Genomic DNA, 17,716 nt, shown 5'->3' on the forward strand with positions numbered 1-17,716 from the left:
CTCACCGCACCTCGATACCCGTGCCCTCCACGATCTCGCCGATGATCGGGTAGCCCGGCACCTCGCCGACGACCAGCAGGCCGCCGGAGGTCTGCGCGTCCGCGAGCAGCAGCAGGTCCTCCTCGGTGATCCCGTCGGCCGCCCGCAGGTGCTCACGCACCCAGTCGAGATTCCGGCGGGTCCCGCCCGAGACGTAGCCGTCCCGCAGCGCCTCGGCCGCCCCTTCGACCAGCGGCACGGCAGAGCGATCGAGGACTGCCCCCGCCCCGGAGGCGCGCACCATCTTGAACAGGTGCCCCAGCAGGCCGAAGCCCGTCACGTCGGTCGCCGCCACCGCGCCGGCGGTCAGGGCGGCCTGCGCGGCGTCCCGGTTCAGCTCGGTCATCGTCGCCACGGCCGCCTCGGACACCTCGCCGGTGGCCTTGTGGCGGTTGTTCAGCAGCCCCACCCCGATGGGCTTGGTCAGCGTGAGCGGCCGGCCCGGCCGGGCGGCGTCGTTGCGCAGGAGCCGGTCGGGGCGGGCGATGCCCGTGACGGCCATGCCGTACTTGGGTTCGGGGTCGTCGACGCTGTGCCCGCCGATGAGGGGGACTCCGGCCTCCTGGGTGACCGCCAGGCCGCCCCGCAGCACCTCGCGCAGCAGCTCCATGGGCAGCACGTCCCGCGGCCAGCCCACCAGGTTGATGGCCACCACCGGGTCGCCGCCCATCGCGTAGATGTCCGAGAGGGCGTTGGCGGCGGCGATCCGGCCCCAGTCGTAGGGATCATCGACCACGGGGGTGAAGAAATCCGCGGTCGAGAGCACCGCGGTGTCCCCATCGATCCGCACGGCGGCGGCGTCGTCCCCGTCGTCGAGCCCCACGATCACGCTCTCGTCGACCTGCCCGGCAAGCGCCGAGACGGCCTCCTCCAACTCGCCGGGCGGGATCTTGCAGGCGCACCCGCCGCCGTGGGCCATCGTCGTCAGGCGGATACCGGGGCTCGCGGCGCCGGTCGGAGTCGCGGTGCTCGGGGCTGCGTCGGCCGTCATGGCACCGAGTCTACGGACGAGGTGCTCGGCACGTCAGCAGGTGCCCGCCATCCCGCGACAGGTGACGGTCGGGTGCCGATTCGCCCGTCCGATCGGTCGCGCCGGCGCATGGTGCCCAGCTCACGCCCGATACGCTGAGCAGGACCGTTCCGGCTGACCCGGCCGGAACGACTGGGAGGCGTCCGTGTCCTGGTGGTCACCCCGGTCTTCAAAACCGGTGAGGGCGAGCATCTCGCCCTGGCGGGTTCGATTCCCGTCCGCCTCCGCTCCCGTCGGCCGAGAAGGAGGGGACCGTGCGCGAGGACCAGCGTGAGACCGCCGAGGACCCGCGCCGCCGCATCCCCCGCACCGACCGGCTGCTCGCCCTGCCCGAGGTGGAACGAGCCCGCGCTGCGCTCGGCGAGCACGTCGTCCGCGGCGTGGTCCGCGCCGTGCAGGACCGCGCCCGCGGTGGCCACATCGCCCCCGAGGACGTGCCGGCCGAGGTGCTGCGCGCCCTCGGGGACCGGCCGTCGGCCTCCCTGCGGCCGGTGCTGAACGCCACCGGCGTCATCGTCCACACCAACCTCGGCCGCGCCCCGCTGTCCGAGCCCGCCCGGCAGGCCCTGCTCGAGGCCGCCGGGTACACCGACGTCGAATTCGACCTCGCCCAGGGCACCCGCTCCCGCCGCGGCGCCGGGGTGCGCACCGCGCTGCTCGAGGCATGCCCCGACGCGGAGGACGCCCTCGTGGTCAACAACGGCGCCGCCGCCCTGGCCCTGGCCGCCACCGCCCTGGCCGCCGGGCCCGAGCGGGACGAGGTCATCGTCAGCCGCGGGGAGCTCATCGAGATCGGCGCCGGCTTCCGCCTGCCCGACCTCATCACGTCGACCGGCCCCACGCTGCGCGAGGTCGGCACCACGAACCGCACCCACGTGGCCGACTACACCGACGCGATCGGCCCCGCCACCGCCTGCGTGCTGCGCATCCACACCAGCAACTACCGCATCAGCGGCTTCACCAGCGCGGTCCCGATCGCCGAGCTCGCCCCGATCTGCCGGGACGCCGGCATCCCCCTGATCGCCGATCTCGGCAGCGGACTGCTCACCCCTGAGCCCCTCGTTCCCGACGAGCCCGATATCGCGACCGCCCTCCGTGACGGCGCCGACCTGGTCATCGCCAGCGGCGACAAGCTCCTCGGCGGCCCCCAGGCCGGGATCCTGCTGGGACGGGCCGACGTCATCGCGCGCCTCGCCCGGCATCCCCTGGCCCGCGCCGTCCGCGCCGACAAGCTCGCGCTCGCCGCTCTCGAGGCCACGCTCACAGGGCCCATCGCACCGGTGCTCGAGGCGCTGCGCACCGATCCCGAGGCGCTTCGGGAGCGCACCGCTCGCCTCGCCGAACGGGTCGACGGGCGGCTCGTCCCGCACGATGGCCGCGTCGGCGGCGGGGGAGGCGCCGAGGTGCCGCTGCCCGGCTGGGCCGTCGCGCTCGAGCCCGAGCTCGCCGCCCCGCTGCGCACGGGCGATCCTGCCGTCGTCCCGACGGTGCGCGAGGGGGAGTGCCTGCTCGATCTGCGCTGCGTGCCGGAGGTCGACGACGACTCGCTGGTCGAGGCGGTCCGGGCGGCCCGGGACGCGCTCGCCGGGCGCGAGGAGCGCCCCTCGCGATGAGGCAGGTCATCGCCACCGCTGGACACGTCGACCACGGCAAGTCCACCCTGATCCGGGCGCTGACCGGCACCGACCCCGACCGGCTGGCCGACGAGAAGCGCCGCGGGCTGACCATTGATCTCGGCTTCGCCTGGACCACTCTGCCCTCGGGCCGCGAGGTCTCCTTCGTCGATGTGCCCGGCCACGAACGATTCCTGGGCAACATGCTGGCCGGCATCGGCCCCGCGCCCATCGTCTGCTTCGTGGTCGCGGCCGACGAGGGCTGGCGGGACCAGTCCGCCGACCACCGCGACGCCATCGCCGCCCTCGGCATCGATCAGGGCATCCTGGTCATCACCCGCGCCGATCTGGCCCCGGACCGCGTGGAGGAGGTGATCGCCCAGGCGCGCGTCGAGCTCGCCGGCACCGGCCTCGGGCAGGCCCCGGCGCTCGCCGTCTCCGCCGTGACCGGGGACGGGCTCGACGAACTGCGGGAGGCGCTCGATGCCGCGGTGACCGGCGCCCGGCAGCCCTCCCCGCACGAGCGCGTGAGACTGTGGGTGGACCGCTCCTTCACCATCTCCGGGGCCGGCACGGTGGTCACCGGAACCCTCGCTGCCGGCACCCTCGCTCGGGAGGACCGATTCGAGCTGTGCGGCGCCGAGCGTGGGGGAGAGGTCGTGGTGCGCGGCCTGCAGAGCCGCGGCGGCCCGGTGGACCACCTCGGCCCCGTCAACCGCGCGGCAGTGAACCTGCGAGGTACTGCCCCGGAGGAGATCGGCCGCGGGGACGCCCTGGTCACTCCCGGGGCATGGGAGGTCACCGGAAGCATCGACGTGCGACGGGTGACCGGCGCGAGCTTCGCCGATGCGCCCACCGAGCTCGTGGTGCACGTGGGGACCGCCGCCGTTCCCGCGCGCGTCCGCCCCTTCGGGGACGACCATGCCCGTCTCACTCTCACGCGCAGCCTGCCGTTGAGCGTCGGGGACCGCATGGTGCTGCGCGGCGGCGGCAGCCGCCGGGTCCGCACCGGGGTGAGCGTGCTGGACGTGGATCCGCCGGCACTGGCCCGCCGGGGCGAGGGGACCCGGCGCCGCGAGACGCTCGAGGCCATGCCGCTGGCCGGTGATGCCGCCGCCGAGGTCGCACGGCGAGGTGCGGTGCGTGCCGAGATCCTGGCCCGCTTCGGGATCCCCCTCCCGTCGGGCCGCCTTCCCGGCGTGGAGCGTCACGGGGACTGGCTGGTGGATACGGACTCGATGGAGAGGTGGACGACCCGGCTGCGCGAGGCGGTGGCCGCCGACCGGGCCGGCGATGCTCTCTCGGCAGGCCTCCCGCGCAAGGCCGCGGCCGACGCCGTCGATCTGCCCGACCCCGGGCTGCTGGACGCGGTGGTGGCCGCCGCCGGCCTGAGCCAGGCCGACGGCCGGGTGCGGGACGCCGCTTCCGACGATGGGCTCGGGGCGGCGGAGGAGTCCCTGCGATCGCTCGAGACGCGCCTGGCTGCCGAACCGTTCAGTGCGCCGGAAGCCGATGACCTCCGCGGGCTGGGACTGGGCCCCCGCGAACTCGCCGCCGCCGCGCGCCAGGGACGGCTGCTGCGGCTGCCGGGCGAGGTGATCCTGCTGCCGACCGCGCCGGCCCTCGCGATGCGGGAGCTCGCAGCCCTGTCGCAGCCCTTCACCGCCTCCCAGGCGCGCCAGGCGCTCGGCACCACGCGCCGGGTCGCGATTCCGCTGCTCGAGCACCTGGACTCGCGCGGATGGACGCGCCGGCTCGATTCCGGATACCGGGAGGTCGTGCGCTGACTCGGACGAGCAGCACGACGGCTGTGCCGAGGATGAGGCCGGGACCGAAGGGCACGCGGCCGGTCAGCCCCCGGCGCCTGTGCCGGCTGTGGCCCTGCTGCCTCCTCCGTCACGGACGGAGACGCTGGTCTTGATCGTCCCCCTCCGCCCATGCGGGGCTCGAGGCCAGCCGGATGCCGGTCGCCGCGCTGACGGTGATCAGCCCGCGAAATACTCGTCGCACGTCGTTCCCTCGTCGTAATAAGCCTGTTCTTCGATTATCCAGGGATCAGAGTCGGATTCTTTCACCAGCGTGAAGCGGCCGACGCTTTCCTCCCGCTGGTTGGTGATCTCCACGGGCTCACCGTCCTTAGTGGCTTCCAACGCGCCGGAGTCCTGACAGAACTCCACGACCGCGGTCGTGTCTGTCTCTTCGACGACTTCCCAACTGGAGAGCTTCGTTTCCCCTGTGACCACGGCGCCTGATTCCGCTCGTTCCTGGTCGTCGGCTCGCTGCTTCTCCGCCAATTCGGGCACGAAGAAATCGTCGATGTAGCTGGTGTCCTTCCAGCCCTCGGCCGCGGCTGCATCCGAGGCTTCGAACGATGCCGCGATGCGTTCCTGTGGCGTCGCGTCCGCGGGATCCGCAGTGGGAGGGGCCTCGTGCGTCGTGGTCGGGGTGGTCGGGTCCTCGTCCCCGTTGCTGGTCGTGCAGGCGGCCAGGGGGAGGAGGGAGAGGCCGGCTGCGGTGATCGCGATGGTGGCGAGGGGCCGGTGTCGTGTGCGCAAGGGGTGGGTTCCTGAGATCGCGAGTCGGCGGGGCGTAGGGAGGCCCAGAGAGCGGTGTCGGGTCACGACCGGGTCGAAAGCCACTCCCGGTGCGCTGCGATGAGCGCATCCCGGGCTGCAGAATGGTCCGAGGCCCCCAGCAGCGCGGACGGTGAGGTCGGAGAGTCCCACAGCGCCCGGACCTCGACGGAGGAGCCGTCGCGCAGCTCGGCAATCGCCACGACACGTGAGGCCCCCGGCGGGGGAGGGAGGAGCCGGTGCAGCGTGTCCCAGCGCACCGCATGCTGCCGTCCCACGAATCCCGCCCACGTGAACCCGGTCTCGTCGATCAGCAGCCGGGACCGTCGGGCGCCCCACAGCACGAACGCGCCCCCGCCGACCGCGAGCGCAGCGGGAACGAAGAGCACGAGGAACGGCAGAGCCTCCAGGGCGATGGCGAGAACGATCGCCGCGATGCCCGCAGCGACGCCGATCAGCATCACCATCGGACCGATGACGTGATTGACGCGCGAGCCCGCGCTGCGCAGTGTCGTGGACATGAGATGCCTTCCGAGGACGTGGATGGCGAGGATCGGCCCCGCGTGCGGCCACACCCTATGGGTAGTCCTCCCCATCGCGCGCGGCGGACGGCACGTCTAGTGTCGTGAGCACGTCAGGGACGAGTGCGAGGAAAAGGGGTCGGTGGGCGCGATGGCGGGATTCTACGGAGCGGACACGGAACAGCTGCGCTCGCAGGCGAGCGCCTTCGGGCAGGGCGCCCAGCGCATCGCCGATCTCGCGGACACGGCCACAGCCCTGATCGATTCGGTCGAATGGGTCGGGCCCGACGCCACCGCGTTCCGTGAGCACTGGCACGGCACGGTGAGGCCCCGGATGCTGGCGAGCGAGCACGACATCCGCGGTTCGCAGCGGGAACTGGAGCAGCACGCGACCGAACAGGACCAGGCCTCCAGCGGCGGGATGCTGTACCTGCCCTCCCTCCCCGACTTCGGCCCCTTCCCGTTCCCGTACCCCATGCCGTTTCCGATGCCGCTGCCCGGCGGTCCGTTGGACCCCGGCATCCTCCGCCGTGGGCTCGAGAATGCGTTCAGCGACTGGTTCACCGGCGGTGGGGGCAGCGGTCCGCAGGGGTTCTACGGCGGCCCGGGCTACGGAGTGGGCAATGCGGCGTCCGACGGGCGCCCCGTAGGGCAGTACTCGAGCGGCGGCTCGCACTGGGACGGTCGCGAGATCGACAACGAACTCGGGTACGCCGATGGCTACGCGAACACGCGGGCCAGTGCCGGACACAGCACCACCGTGGACGCCTATGGCAACACGACCCATACAGCCGGTGCTCGCGCCGGGGCGGAGATCGGGTTCGACGAGAAGCTGAACCTGCCCGGGGGCGCGAGCTACCAGACCGATGGCCGCGTGGGGGCGGAGGCGTACGGTGAGGCCGGAGTCACGTACGGTCCGGACGGAGCCAGCGCCGGTGCCGCTGCCGGAGCAGGCGCGTACGGCGACATCCACGGCACCCTGGCCGGACCGCACGGAGCCAGTGCCACCGTGGGCGCGACCGGCTACGCGGGCGCCGAAGCTCATGCGAACGCATATGCGCACGCGACACGCAATGACGAGGGCAATGTCAACGGCTTCACCTTCGGTGCGGACGCGGGGGCGTTCGCAGGGGCCAAAGCGGATGCCGATATCGCCGGGACATCGCCAGGCGGCTGGCTCTCCTCGTCCGCGTCGTTCGGCGTCGAGGCCGGCGCCGGTCTCGGCGGAAGCGTGGGCGGCACCGTGTCGACCGACGAAGTCGGCATTGCGGTCGGCGGGGATGTCGCCGCCGCTCTCGGCGTCAAGGCGGATCTCGCCGTGTCCATCCACCCCAATGAGATCGTCAACGACATCACGCCCGGCGACTACAACCTCGACGACGCCATCGGGGACGCAAAGGGCGCGTTCGACGGCGCCACCGAGGTGGCCGGCGACGTGGTCGGCGCCATCAACCCGTTCGACTGACACCGCCAACGCAGCCGCTGCTCAACGCCGCGGCTGCTGGACGTTCCAGGCGTGGTGCGCCCGCTGCACTGCGGCACCTGCACGGAGGTACCACGGCAAGAGGCCGGTACTGTCGTCGGCGCCCTGTGTCTTGCGCAGCGGGGAGACGGGCAGCACCCGACCGTCGTGCAGCTGCAGGGCGACCGCATCACCGTGATCGCCGCGTCCCGGCACGAGCACTCGGGCGACCTGGTCCCACCCGACCGTGGTGCGCGCGCCGAGCCCCGCGGGCCACGAGATCGACCGGGGCCCGACCCATGCACAGGTCCTGGCCCCGATCACGAGCACGACGATTCCCACCACGGCGATGACTCCGCCGAGGGCGAGGACCGCCAGCCCGGCGAGCACGGAGCCGCGTACGAGGTGCACCAGGCCGTAGAGCCCGCTGAACAACCCGAGAACGACCATCAGCGCGCCGAACCACTTCAGACGCGTGCTGGTGGTGGACCGTACCGTGCTCATCAGACCCGCGGGGCCTCGGCCGCTCAGCTCTGCTTCTGCTTGACCGGCGGCTCTCCGAGCTCGACGTCCTCGGTGGTGATCTCTTCGACGTCCCGGGCCTCCAGCTCGAGTGCCTCGATCCGCCCCAGCGCCGTGAGGTCCGCCGAAGCGGCCTCGAGGTGCGCCGACGCGGCCTGCGGGGCGACCAGCCGCACCCGAAGGATCGGCGTCTTCTGCGAGACCTTCGCATCGGACTTCAGGCGGCGCAGCGAGATCGCGGCCTGGGCCACCGTCTCCAGCAGCGCGGCATCCTGCCCGGCGGAGGCCTCCCGCAGCGGAGCCGCCTCGGGCCAGGGCTGGGTGTGCACGCTGCCGTCGCGCCACCACGACCAGACCTCCTCGGTCGCGAACACGATCACCGGAGCGAAGAGGCGCAGCAGCACGTCCAGGGCGATCGCCAGCGCCGCGCGCGCCGAGGCGGCACCGGCCTCACCCGTCGGCCCGTTGCCGTGTGCGCGCTCCTTGACCAGCTCGATGTAGTCGTCGCAGAAGGCCCAGAAGAAGGGCTCCACGGCCTCGAGGCTGCGGGCGTAGTCCATGTCCTCGAACGCCGCGGTGGCCTGCTCCACGACCTGGGCGAGGTTCGCCAGCAGCGCCTTGTCCAGCGGATCGGTGAGGGCCGACGGGTCCGCCGCCAGGCGGCCGGCGGGATCGGCCGGAGCGGCGCCGAATCCCAGGGCGAACTTGGAGGCGTTGAGGATCTTGATCGCCAGCCGTCGGCCGATCTTCATCTGACCCTCGTCGAACGCGGTGTCCACGCCCTGGCGGGCCCGGCCTGCCCAGTAGCGCACCCCGTCGGTGCCGTGCTGGTGCAGCAGCCCGATGGGGGTGACCACGTTGCCCTTGGACTTGGACATCTTCTTGCGGTCGGGGTCCAGGATCCAGCCGTTGATCGAGGCGTGCTTCCAGGGCAGCGCGTCCTGCTGCAGATGGGAGCGGACGACGGTGGAGAACAGCCAGGTGCGGATGATGTCGTGGCCCTGCGGGCGCAGGTCCATCGGGTACACCTTCGAGAACAGCTCTGGATCGGTGTTCCAGCCGCCGGCGAGCTGCGGGGTGAGCGATGAGGTGGCCCAGGTGTCGAGCACATCGGGGTCGGCGACGAAGCCGCCGGGCTGGTTCCGCTGGTCCTCGCTGTAGCCCTCGGGCACATCGATCGTGGGATCGATCGGCAGGGCATCGACGGGCGGGGTCAGCACGGTCTCGTAGTCGGTCGTGCCGTCGGCGCCGACGGCGTACCAGATGGGGAAGGGCACGCCGAAGAAGCGCTGGCGGGAGATCAGCCAGTCCCCGGTGAGGCCCTCGACCCAGTTGCGGTAGCGCGACTCCATGTACGGCGGGTGCCACGTCAGCTCGGTTCCGCGCTCGATGAGGGCGTGGCGCAGCCCGCCTCCGGACTGGTCGCGGCCACCGTTGGCGAGGTACCACTGGCGGGAGGTCACGTACTCCAGCGGCTTGTCGCCGTTCTCGTAGAACTTCACGGGGTGGGAGATCTTCTTCGGCTCGCCGACCAGGTCACCGGTCTCGGTGACCATCTCGACGACCTTCTTCTGGGCGCTGAAGACGGTCAGGCCCGCCAGCTCGGCGTAGCGCGCCCGGCCCTCGTCGGTGGTGATCCACGGGGCCTCGGCCACGAAGCGGCCGTCGCGGCCGATCACGCTGCGGGTGGGCAGTTCGAGCTCGCGCCACCAGGTGACGTCGTTGGCGTCGCCGAAGGTGCAGATCATGGCGATGCCCGCGCCCTTGTCCATCTGGGCGAGGGGATGGGCCATCACGGGGACCTCGACGCCGAACAGGGGAGAGGTGACGGTGGTGCCCAGCAGCTCCTGGTAGCGCTCGTCGTCGGGGTGGGCGACCAGGGCGACGCACGCCGGCAGCAGTTCGGGGCGCGTGGTCTCGATATAGACGGTGGAGTCTGCCTTCCCGGCCGCGTTCGTGCGGGTGAAGCCGATGCGGTGGTAGGCGCCGTCGCGGTCGCGGTCCTCCTGCTCGGCCTGGGCCACGGCGGTGCGGTAGGTGACGTCCCACATGGTGGGGGCCTCCGCCTGGTACGCCTGGCCCTTCTCGAGGTTCTCGAGGAAGGCGCGCTGACTGGTGGCGCGGGAGCGGGCGTCGATCGTCTGGTAGCTGTGGTTCCAGTCCACCGACAGGCCGAGTGTGCGGAAGACCTCCTCGAAGGACTTCTCATCGACCTCGGTGAGGCGCTCGCACAGCTCGATGAAGTTGCGGCGCGAGATCGGCAGCTGGTTCGCGGCCTTGGAAGACTTGTTGTCGCCGCCCTCCTGCGGAGGCGTGAAGTCCGGGTCGTAGGGCAGCGAGGGGTCGCAGCGCACCCCGAAGTAGTTCTGCACCCGGCGCTCGGTGGGCAGGCCGTTGTCGTCCCAACCCAGCGGGTAGAACACGTTCTTGCCGCGCATGCGCTGGTAGCGCACGATCATGTCGGCCTGCGAGTAGCCGAACACGTGGCCGATGTGCAGCGAGCCCGACGCGGTCGGCGGCGGGGTGTCGACGCTGAAGACCTGCTCGCGGGTGGTGTCGGGCTCAAACGCGTACAGCTCCTGCTCACTCCATACGCCGTCCCACTTCTCCTCGAGGCCCTCGAGCGAGGGACGATCGGGAAGGGCAGGGTTCTGGCGCGGAGCGATATCGGTCATGGGCTCATTGTTCCAGGTCTGCCGGCCAGTGCAACGCGAGAGCGTGTGGCGTCCGCGGCCCGTCGGCGGCGTCACGGCACGCGGTGGGTCCACTCCTCGGTGCCGAACTTCGTGGCCACCAGGTCTCGGGCCTTGCCGAGCTCGTCCTCGGTGTAGGCCGACTCGCGGGTGTCGTAGCGGGAGCGGAAGTGCTCGAGGAAGCCCTCGATGATCTGCTCGCGGGCCATGCCCGTCTGCGAGCGGATCGGGTCCACGCGCTTGTTCGCGCTGCGGGTGCCCTTGTCGGACATCTTCTCCCGGCCGATCCGGAGCACCTCGCCCATCTTGTCGGCGTCGATGTCGTAGGACATCGTCACGTGGTGCAGCAGCACCCCGCCGGCGAAGCGGCGCTGGGCGGCCCCGCCGATCTTGCCCTGCTCGGACGCGATGTCGTTCAGCGGCACGTAGTGCGCCCGCACGCCGATCTCGGCGAGTGCCCCCATCACCCAGTCGTCGAGGTAGGCGTAGGCCTGCTCGAAGCTCAGCCCCTCGACCAGCGAGGTGGGCACGACCAGGGAATAGGTGATGCAATTGCCCTGCTCCATGAACATCGCGCCGCCGCCGGTGATGCGCCGCACCACGCCGATGCCGTGGCGGGCGGCGCCCTCAGGGTCGATCTCGTTGCGCACCGACTGGTACGAGCCGATGACCACCAGGGGCGAGTCCCAGTCCCAGATCCGCAGCAGCGGGCCGCGCCGGCCGGCGGCCACCTCGAGCGGCAGCACCTCGTCGAGGGCGACGTGCATCACCGGAGCCATCGCCACCGGGCCGATCACGTCGAAGGTGAGGTCGTCCCAGCTGGAGGCGTGCCCGAGCGCCCGGCGCACGGCGATGGCCACGGCCTCGGTGCTGAAGCCGATCATCTCCACCCCGTCGAGACGCGCATCGAGCGCAGCGGTGAGCTCAGCGGCGGAGGCGTCGGTCTCCATGCCGACCAGCGCCGCGTTCATGTCCTCGAGCGCGTCGTCCGGCTCGAGGAAGAAGTCGCCGAACACGTGGGCCGTGGCGATGCGGCCCTCCCGCTCCGTGACCTCGGCGGAGACCAGCTTGCCGCCACGAACCTTGTACTGACCGTGCATCACAGGGGCATCCATGCCCTCATCTTCGCGCATGCGGGCGCGTCAGGCGATGGTCAGGGAGCGCAGCGCACGGTGGACCTCCCACACGAAGTCCGCGGTGGAGTGGCTCTTGCGCGGGGCGACTGCGTACGTCTCGGTGGGCCGGTCCGGGCTCTCCTCCCGGGTGACGCGAGGAATGAGGCTGTCCCACTCGCGGCTGCCGCCCACCCAGATCCGATAGGTGGCACCGGAGTCGTCCCCGCGGTACAGCAGGCGCAGCCCCATGGTGGTCGCGCTCAACGCCGGCTGCCGACGGGCCGGGGCGAGGTCGAACCCGCGGTCGCGCAGCAGCATGGGGTTGAAGATGGCCCACAGCAGCAGCCGCGCGCTCTCCACCTCGGGGGAGGCGGCGGCGCCGATCAGCTCACCCGGGGCGGGCAGGTCGCCGGTCTCGCTGCGCCAGGCCGTGCGGCGCTGGATGGTCCCCAGCCGCTCCTTCGCGGCCGCACGGTCGGCGTCGGTCTCGAGCCGGCCGATGCCGAGAGGGACTGATGTGGAGCCGGTGCGGGCGAAGCGGACCGGGCTGCCCTGCTCCACCGCGCCGAACTCCAGGCCTGTCCGCAGGCGGCTCACCCCGGCCTGCAGGTGGGCGTCGGTCTGACCTCGCCGGGTGGAGAAGTGCGGACTCGTGCCGAGCAGGGTCCGGCTGGCCTGGTGGAACACGTCGAGGTGGGCGCGGAACTCCTGCGCTGTCCGCGACTTGGTGAGCAGCCGCTTGGGATCGATCGGGTACTGCTCGACCGGTCGCCCCGCGTTCTGCCCGATCTCGCCGATGGTCTCCCACAGATGCCCGTGGCCCGAATCGGCCTTGGGCAGGTCCGTGCCCAGCTGTTCCCAGGTGGTGAGCACGACGCCCTCGGGCACGTCCTCCTCCGTGTGCCGGGCGATGGCCACGAGGAGGTGGAGGGGAGAGGAGCCGAGGGTTCGGCGCAGATCCCGCAGCTCCTTGGCGCTGAAGCCGCCGCCCACGCGCAGCGCGACGGCCAGGCGCGCGCCGTCGTCGGACTTCGTGGAGCTGGGCAGCAGTTCGGCCACCAGATCCGGGGCCTTCTTGCGGAGGCGGGGAGGGGCGGCGATGCTGCCGGTGGTGTGCTCGGTGCGTGCGACTGTGCCCAGAAACGCCTCGCGGCTCTTCGGCGACATGAGGACGAACTCGAGCATGTGGCGCAGGATGGCCTCGGCCCGCGTGTTCGCGTCGTACCAGGCCTCCTGATCCGGGGCGGGCACGGACCGATCGACGGCATAGGTCAGCATCTGTCCGACAGTGGCGTACGAGCGGGCCATGTTCCTCCCTTACCTGCGGTTCCCCGGTGCGCGATGGTGGGACAGTATCGCCCGCCCACAGTCTGCATCAGTGCAGGGAGAGAGGACAGGCGTGTCGACCTGCCCGGACTCGACCGGCTCAGAACGGTGGGAGGTCGGCAGGTGCATCCCCGGCGGGCGGTTCGGGATCCGAGCGCCGGCTGCTGCCATGGACTCGCCGCTCGAGATCCTCCCGGCGGCGCTGATGGGCCTGCCAGGCGACATCCAGCGCGGCGACGAGATGCGGGGTGGCGAGGTCGGTGTCCTCGCAGGTGCGGGTGCGGATCACCGAGTCGATCTCCCAGTCCGTCGTGATCGGCCCCGGGGGAGCGGTGCCGGGGTCAGGATCGCGCTGCGGGTCGATACGGCCTGCCGTCTTGAGCTGGTGGTGGCGCCAGCAGAGCCGGTGGAGGTTCACGAGCGTGGTCTGCCCGCCCCCTGCGGGATGCCCGTGGTCGAACTCGACGATGTGATCGTCCTCGGCCGCGAGCGCCGTGGGCCGGTGGCAGCCGGGGGCGGCGCAGACGGGATGGCGCAGGCGGAGCTGTTCGCGCATCTGAGCACTGGGCTTGTAGGTCGTCGCCGCGGCCGGGAGATAGGCGCCGGTCGCGGGATCGGTGAGGATCCGGTGCCAGGTGCTGCCGGTCTCACCGGCCAGAGCCCGAGCCTGATCGGCGGGGATCGGAGTCGTGCCGTCGAGCATGCCGGGCGCGTCCGTCGCTCCGAGCAGGGTGAGGGCCGGCACGGTGACGTTGATCGTGACGGGCTGGGCCGTCTCCTCGACCGGGTCGATGTCCAGCACGGAACGGGTGAGGATCGCGTACCGCAGCGCGCTGCGGGGCAGAGCTCTGCCCCGGTCGCGGACGTCGTCGTCGAGATCGAACGGGACCGGGGTCTCGCCGTCCTCCTGCAGCGCGTGGCGCTGGGTCTGCTGCACGGTGCGGGCGGAGGAGTCCAGCCGCCTCGCGAGCGCCGCGATCTCCGGGATCGGGCCGGTGATCGACATCGTCGCGGTGCCGCACTGCGGGTCGTCGACCTCGACGGTGACGTTCCGCTGCGCCTGTGGGGGAGGCGTGGGCATATCGGCCGTGATCAGGGCGATGAGGTGGGAGAGGTGACGGTCGAACTGGGAGCGGGAGATCGAGGGGAGATCCCATGTCGCGACGTGGTGGTCGGTCAGACGGATCTGCTCCTCGTCCAGGCGCCGGACCTTCCGCAGCAGGTGGTGGTGCCACTCCTCCGGAAGGTCGCCCTCACCCAGTCGGGAGAAGGTCTCGGGCATGATCTCGACCGCCAGGTGCGCGTCACGGATCATGCCCTGTGCTCTGCGGGTGGAGCAGCGCATGGCGGTGGCGATCTTCAGTGCGGCGACATCGGCGTCGTCCATGCGCCCGGCGGTATCGGGATCCTCGGTGAAGAACTCGCTCATCGTCTCGAGCTGGGCGGCGTACGCGCGGGTGCGGTACTGCATGCGCCGGTGGAGGTGCAGCACTCGATCAGCCTGGTCGGTGTCGGGCTCGGCGTCAGCTGCGGCGATGATCCGCTCGTCGGTGAGCGGTTTGCGCGCCCTCACGGACCACACCGGGATGGGCCGGTCCGGGTCCGCTGCAGGAGGCTCGAGGGCGTCGAGCAGTGCCGGCGCCGGGTCCTGCAGCTCGCCGCCCATGTCAGCTCCTCTCCGATCGTGGCCATGCCGTGAATGCGTGTCGCTTGCGCACCGAATGAGTTTCACAATGCTCTGCCGCGCCCTCGTCGAATGCCTGGGAGAGTGTGTAACGACTTTCGTGTCGGTGTAGGTTCTAGTCTACCTGTTGTGACCGTTGCGCGAAAGGGTTCTCGGGGATGTGTGGAGATTTGTGGACGAGTGGTCGGTGGGGAGGGCCGGAGTGATTTTCGCTCCGTCTGCGCGCCTGTCACATCACGGTCTGCTCGCGAATTCGTGCTTCTCTCCCGCGACCCGTGCCGTGAGGATTCACCAGGAATGTCGCGACAGCCCGCGGGCGCGGGAAATGCAGGAAAATATACGGATCGCATCTCGGTGTCAGCTTCCGGGATTCGCGTCCCGTGCGTCGGCCATGCGGTTTCTAGCCGACCCCGCCACGCGCATAGATCTGCCGCACCAGATCCTCGATGGCCGGCTCGGTCAGGGAGAGGTCACGCACCTCGGCCTGGGCATTGATCGCGGACAGCAGGGCCGGGACCGTCAGCTCCGTGCCGGAGAACCGGATGCGGTGGCGGATCCCGTCGGCCTCCACCGCCAGCTTCTCGGCTCCGCGCGGCAGGTCGAGCCCGGCCACCGGCTCGGCGAGATCCACGATCAGCTCGCGCGGTGCCCCGAGGTGCTCGCGGAACGAGTCCAGCGGTCCGTCGTAGGCGACCGTGCCGGAGTTGACCACCACGATCCGCTCGCACAGCCGCTCCACGTCGCCCATGTCGTGCGTGGTCAGGAACAGCGTGGTGCCGCGCTCTTCGCGGTCGGTGCGCAGGAAGCGGCGCAGCCCTTCCTTCGAGACCATGTCCAGCCCGATCGTCGGCTCGTCGAGCACCACCAGGTCGGGGGAGTGGAGCAGGGCGGCGGCCACCTCGCCCCGCATCCGCTGTCCCAGCGACAGCTGCCGCACCGGCCGGCCGAGGAAGCCGCCGAGGTCGAGCCCGTCGACGAGCCTCTCCAGTCGCGCCTCGCGCTGCCGGTCGGTGAGGCGGTGCATCGAGCCCAGGATCGTATAGCTCTCGCGCAGCGGCAGATCCCACCACAGCTGCGAGCGCTGGCCGAACACGACGCCGATCTCCCAGGTGAGCCGACGCCGCTCGGGCACCGGGTCGCGGCCCAGCACGCGCAGCGATCCCGACGTCGGCTGCAGGATCCCGGTCATCATCTTGATCGTCGTGGACTTGCCGGCGCCGTTCGCGCCGACGAACCCCACGGACTCTCCGCGGTCGATGCGCAGGCTGATGTCATCGACCGCCCGGACCACCTGGCGCCGGCGGCGCCGGGAACCGGGCACGGGAGCGCGCACGACGTAGTCGCGGCGCAGGTTCGTGAGCCAGGCGGCCGGATCGGGGCGACCACGCGCGCTGTCGGGCTGCGGGGGCTCGGGTGTGGACTGGGGGAAATTCATCCGCCGGCTCCTGTGTATCTGCGGACCCCGGCGCGCCAGAGCAGGCCGGCGACGATCCAGGCGAGGATCGCGGCGGGCAGACCCATCCAGCCGGCCCACTGCGGGACCAGCTGGGGACCGGGCAGGTCCAGCAGCGCGAGGGTGGGGGCGTAGGCGACCAGGGTCGCCGGGATGACGAAGGTGAAGAAGGCGCGCATGGGCAGGGCGAACACGGCGCCGGGGGTGGTGGCGACGTAGTTGCCGCCGTAGGTGAAGGCGTTGGCGAACTCGCGCCCGTCGACCAGCCAGAACTGCAGGGCTCCGGCCATCGTGAACAGCGCGCCGAACAGCAGCGCCCCGGCGAGCGGAGCCAGGATCGCCAGCAGCACTCCGGTGGTGCTGGGCTGGAACCCGGCGAGGCTCAGGGCGACGACGTACATCGCCAGGCCCACGAGGATCCGGCCCAGGCGTCGCAGGGAGAGGTCGAGGCTGGAGATCTGCAGCAGCATCGGCGCCGGTCGGATCAGCAGCGTCTCGAGCTTCCCGGAGCGGATCGAGGCGGAGAGTCCGTCGATCTCGCCGAAGAACATGTCCGCCAGGCCGAAGGCGAGGGCGCCGAGCCCGTAGACCACGGCGACCTGGGCGAGGTCCATGCCGCCGAGGGTGCCGACCTGGGCGAGGATCACCCACAGCTCGAGGAACTCCGTGGCCACGACCAGAACCTGCCCCGCGATGTCGGAGGCGAAGCTGGTGCGGAACGTGGCCTGGGAACGGATCCGTGATCCGTACAGGGTCGCGACCATCCGGGCCGTGGAGACGGGACGGTCTGCGCGCGGGGTGCGGGACGTCTCAGCCACCCTGGACCTCCACACTGCGCACGCCGGCCCGCAGCATCAGGTAGGCGGCGCCGAGGAGCGCTGCCACCCACAGCACCTGCACGCCGACCATCCCGACCGCCTCGGCGGGCGGCACCCGGCCCGAGAGCGTGTCGATCGGGGTCTGGATCATCGAGGGGAACGGCGTGGCCCGGGCGATGGCCAGCAGCCAGTCCGGGAACCACACGATGGGGATGAGGAACCCGGACAGAAGGTTCATCACGGTGGTGTAGACGACGCTCAGCCCACGGATCTCCAGCAGCCAGAACGCCGTCAGGTTCACCATCATGTCCGCCAGGAAGGCGAGGGTGATGGCCAGCAGCAGCGACAGCGCCCCCAGCAGGTAGGAGCTCGGCTCCTCGGGAAGGGCGAGACCGGTGACGATCGCGCCGACGGCCAGCGGCGGGACCCCGCGCCCCAGCAGCAGGAAGCCCGAGCGGCCGAGCTTCTGCGCGTAGTACAACCCCAGGAACGACGTCGGACGCAGCAGATCGACGGCGACCTCACCCTGGTGGACCCGCTGGGAGACCTCGCGCGTGCCGAAGGCCTCGATGGGGGCGAGCAGCGCCTGGCCGAGCCAGACGTAGGTGGCCGCCTGGGCGATGCTGTACCCGCTGAGCTCGCCGCCCGCCGAGGTGATCGCCGCGAACATGATCGAGGCCCGGATGAACCCGAAGACGGTGTTGGTGAACACGCCCGCGGCGGTCGCCATCCGGTACGTCGAGTACTGCCGGAAGGAGGCGGCGGCGATCCTCCCGTAAGCAGACACTCGCGCGATACTAGGGGGCCGTGTCGGCGGTCACAAGGGGTTCGGCGTGGTTCGACGCGATTGGTGCGGCCCGCTACTAC

General features: G+C 71.4%; 14 protein-coding genes and 1 tRNA gene. 4 read left to right on the forward strand and 11 right to left on the reverse strand.

Annotation, left to right across the window (positions count from 1 at the left end; genetic code table 11):
• Position 1: 1 nt before the first annotated feature.
• Positions 2–1,030, reverse strand: coding sequence for a selenide, water dikinase SelD (gene selD, locus AC5020_RS09305; protein ID WP_377803358.1), 1,029 nt, complete (start codon positions 1,028–1,030; stop codon positions 2–4).
• Between the two features lie 174 nt (positions 1,031–1,204).
• On the opposite strand from selD, the gene AC5020_RS09310 reads away from it, so the two are divergent.
• The 3 genes from AC5020_RS09310 to selB all read left to right on the forward strand — a co-directional run bounded on the left by AC5020_RS09310 (position 1,205) and on the right by selB (position 4,469).
• A tRNA-Sec gene (locus AC5020_RS09310) sits at positions 1,205–1,296 on the forward strand.
• A 27-nt stretch (positions 1,297–1,323) separates the two neighbouring features.
• Positions 1,324–2,682 (forward strand): L-seryl-tRNA(Sec) selenium transferase, encoded by a 1,359-nt coding sequence (selA, locus tag AC5020_RS09315; RefSeq protein WP_464988075.1) that lies wholly within the window; start codon positions 1,324–1,326, stop codon positions 2,680–2,682.
• The gene (gene selB / locus AC5020_RS09320) at positions 2,679–4,469 is read left to right on the forward strand and encodes a selenocysteine-specific translation elongation factor (protein WP_464988076.1); all 1,791 of its coding nucleotides are present in this window, start codon (positions 2,679–2,681) and stop codon (positions 4,467–4,469) included. Before selA ends, selB begins: the two co-directional genes overlap by 4 nt.
• A gap of 198 nt (positions 4,470–4,667) precedes the next feature.
• Here the strand turns inward: selB and AC5020_RS09325 are convergent, their stop codons facing one another.
• Positions 4,668–5,237, reverse strand: coding sequence for a hypothetical protein (locus AC5020_RS09325; protein WP_464988077.1), 570 nt, complete (start codon positions 5,235–5,237; stop codon positions 4,668–4,670).
• A 62-nt stretch (positions 5,238–5,299) separates the two neighbouring features.
• Complete coding sequence (locus AC5020_RS09330) at positions 5,300–5,776, reverse strand: hypothetical protein (RefSeq protein ID WP_377020312.1); 477 nt, start codon at positions 5,774–5,776, stop codon at positions 5,300–5,302.
• A 151-nt stretch (positions 5,777–5,927) separates the two neighbouring features.
• Between AC5020_RS09330 and AC5020_RS09335 the strand changes: the two genes are divergently transcribed.
• Positions 5,928–7,241, forward strand: coding sequence for a WXG100 family type VII secretion target (locus AC5020_RS09335; protein WP_464988078.1), 1,314 nt, complete (start codon positions 5,928–5,930; stop codon positions 7,239–7,241).
• A gap of 21 nt (positions 7,242–7,262) precedes the next feature.
• Here AC5020_RS09335 and AC5020_RS09340 read toward each other — a convergent pair whose 3' ends face one another.
• From AC5020_RS09340 to AC5020_RS09375, 8 genes are all read right to left on the reverse strand, one after another.
• Entirely contained in the window at positions 7,263–7,742 is a 480-nt protein-coding gene (locus AC5020_RS09340) for a hypothetical protein (RefSeq protein WP_464988079.1), read from the reverse strand.
• A 23-nt stretch (positions 7,743–7,765) separates the two neighbouring features.
• Positions 7,766–10,435: a valine--tRNA ligase gene (valS, locus tag AC5020_RS09345; RefSeq protein ID WP_464988080.1), complete on the reverse strand. Its 2,670-nt coding sequence runs from the start codon at positions 10,433–10,435 to the stop codon at positions 7,766–7,768.
• 71 nt (positions 10,436–10,506) lie between these two features.
• The gene (gene lplAB / locus AC5020_RS09350) at positions 10,507–11,553 is read right to left on the reverse strand and encodes a lipoate-protein ligase LplAB (RefSeq protein ID WP_377020419.1); all 1,047 of its coding nucleotides are present in this window, start codon (positions 11,551–11,553) and stop codon (positions 10,507–10,509) included.
• 42 nt (positions 11,554–11,595) lie between these two features.
• Positions 11,596–12,876 (reverse strand): hypothetical protein, encoded by a 1,281-nt coding sequence (locus AC5020_RS09355; RefSeq protein ID WP_377794496.1) that lies wholly within the window; start codon positions 12,874–12,876, stop codon positions 11,596–11,598.
• A gap of 118 nt (positions 12,877–12,994) precedes the next feature.
• Positions 12,995–14,560 (reverse strand): HNH endonuclease signature motif containing protein, encoded by a 1,566-nt coding sequence (locus AC5020_RS09360; RefSeq protein ID WP_464988082.1) that lies wholly within the window; start codon positions 14,558–14,560, stop codon positions 12,995–12,997.
• A 418-nt stretch (positions 14,561–14,978) separates the two neighbouring features.
• Positions 14,979–16,013, reverse strand: a complete 1,035-nt coding sequence (locus tag AC5020_RS09365) for an ABC transporter ATP-binding protein (RefSeq protein ID WP_464988083.1) — start codon at positions 16,011–16,013, stop codon at positions 14,979–14,981.
• Positions 16,010–16,849, reverse strand: coding sequence for an ABC transporter permease (locus tag AC5020_RS09370; protein WP_377794492.1), 840 nt, complete (start codon positions 16,847–16,849; stop codon positions 16,010–16,012). The genes AC5020_RS09365 and AC5020_RS09370 overlap by 4 nt, the downstream gene beginning before the upstream one ends.
• On the reverse strand, positions 16,842–17,636 hold the full coding sequence (locus tag AC5020_RS09375) for an ABC transporter permease (protein WP_377020320.1): 795 nt from the start codon (positions 17,634–17,636) through the stop codon (positions 16,842–16,844). The genes AC5020_RS09370 and AC5020_RS09375 overlap by 8 nt, the downstream gene beginning before the upstream one ends.
• Between the last annotated feature and the right edge of the window lie 80 nt (positions 17,637–17,716).

Source organism: Brachybacterium sp. SYSU DS0246, from assembly GCF_059391765.1.

Bases quoted from the DNA above. Each gene is read 5' to 3' on its own strand.
- AC5020_RS09360 (WP_464988082.1), bottom strand. From the start codon at position 14,560: ATGGGCGGCGAGCTGCAGGACCCGGCGCCGGCACTGCTCGACGCCCTC.
- AC5020_RS09340 (WP_464988079.1), bottom strand. From the start codon at position 7,742: ATGAGCACGGTACGGTCCACCACCAGCACGCGTCTGAAGTGGTTCGGC.
- valS (WP_464988080.1), bottom strand. From the start codon at position 10,435: ATGACCGATATCGCTCCGCGCCAGAACCCTGCCCTTCCCGATCGTCCC.
- AC5020_RS09365 (WP_464988083.1), bottom strand. From the start codon at position 16,013: ATGAATTTCCCCCAGTCCACACCCGAGCCCCCGCAGCCCGACAGCGCG.
- AC5020_RS09355 (WP_377794496.1), bottom strand. From the start codon at position 12,876: ATGGCCCGCTCGTACGCCACTGTCGGACAGATGCTGACCTATGCCGTC.
- lplAB (WP_377020419.1), bottom strand. From the start codon at position 11,553: ATGCACGGTCAGTACAAGGTTCGTGGCGGCAAGCTGGTCTCCGCCGAG.
- selB (WP_464988076.1), top strand. From the start codon at position 2,679: ATGAGGCAGGTCATCGCCACCGCTGGACACGTCGACCACGGCAAGTCC.
- AC5020_RS09335 (WP_464988078.1), top strand. From the start codon at position 5,928: ATGGCGGGATTCTACGGAGCGGACACGGAACAGCTGCGCTCGCAGGCG.
- AC5020_RS09330 (WP_377020312.1), bottom strand. From the start codon at position 5,776: ATGTCCACGACACTGCGCAGCGCGGGCTCGCGCGTCAATCACGTCATC.
- selD (WP_377803358.1), bottom strand. From the start codon at position 1,030: ATGACGGCCGACGCAGCCCCGAGCACCGCGACTCCGACCGGCGCCGCG.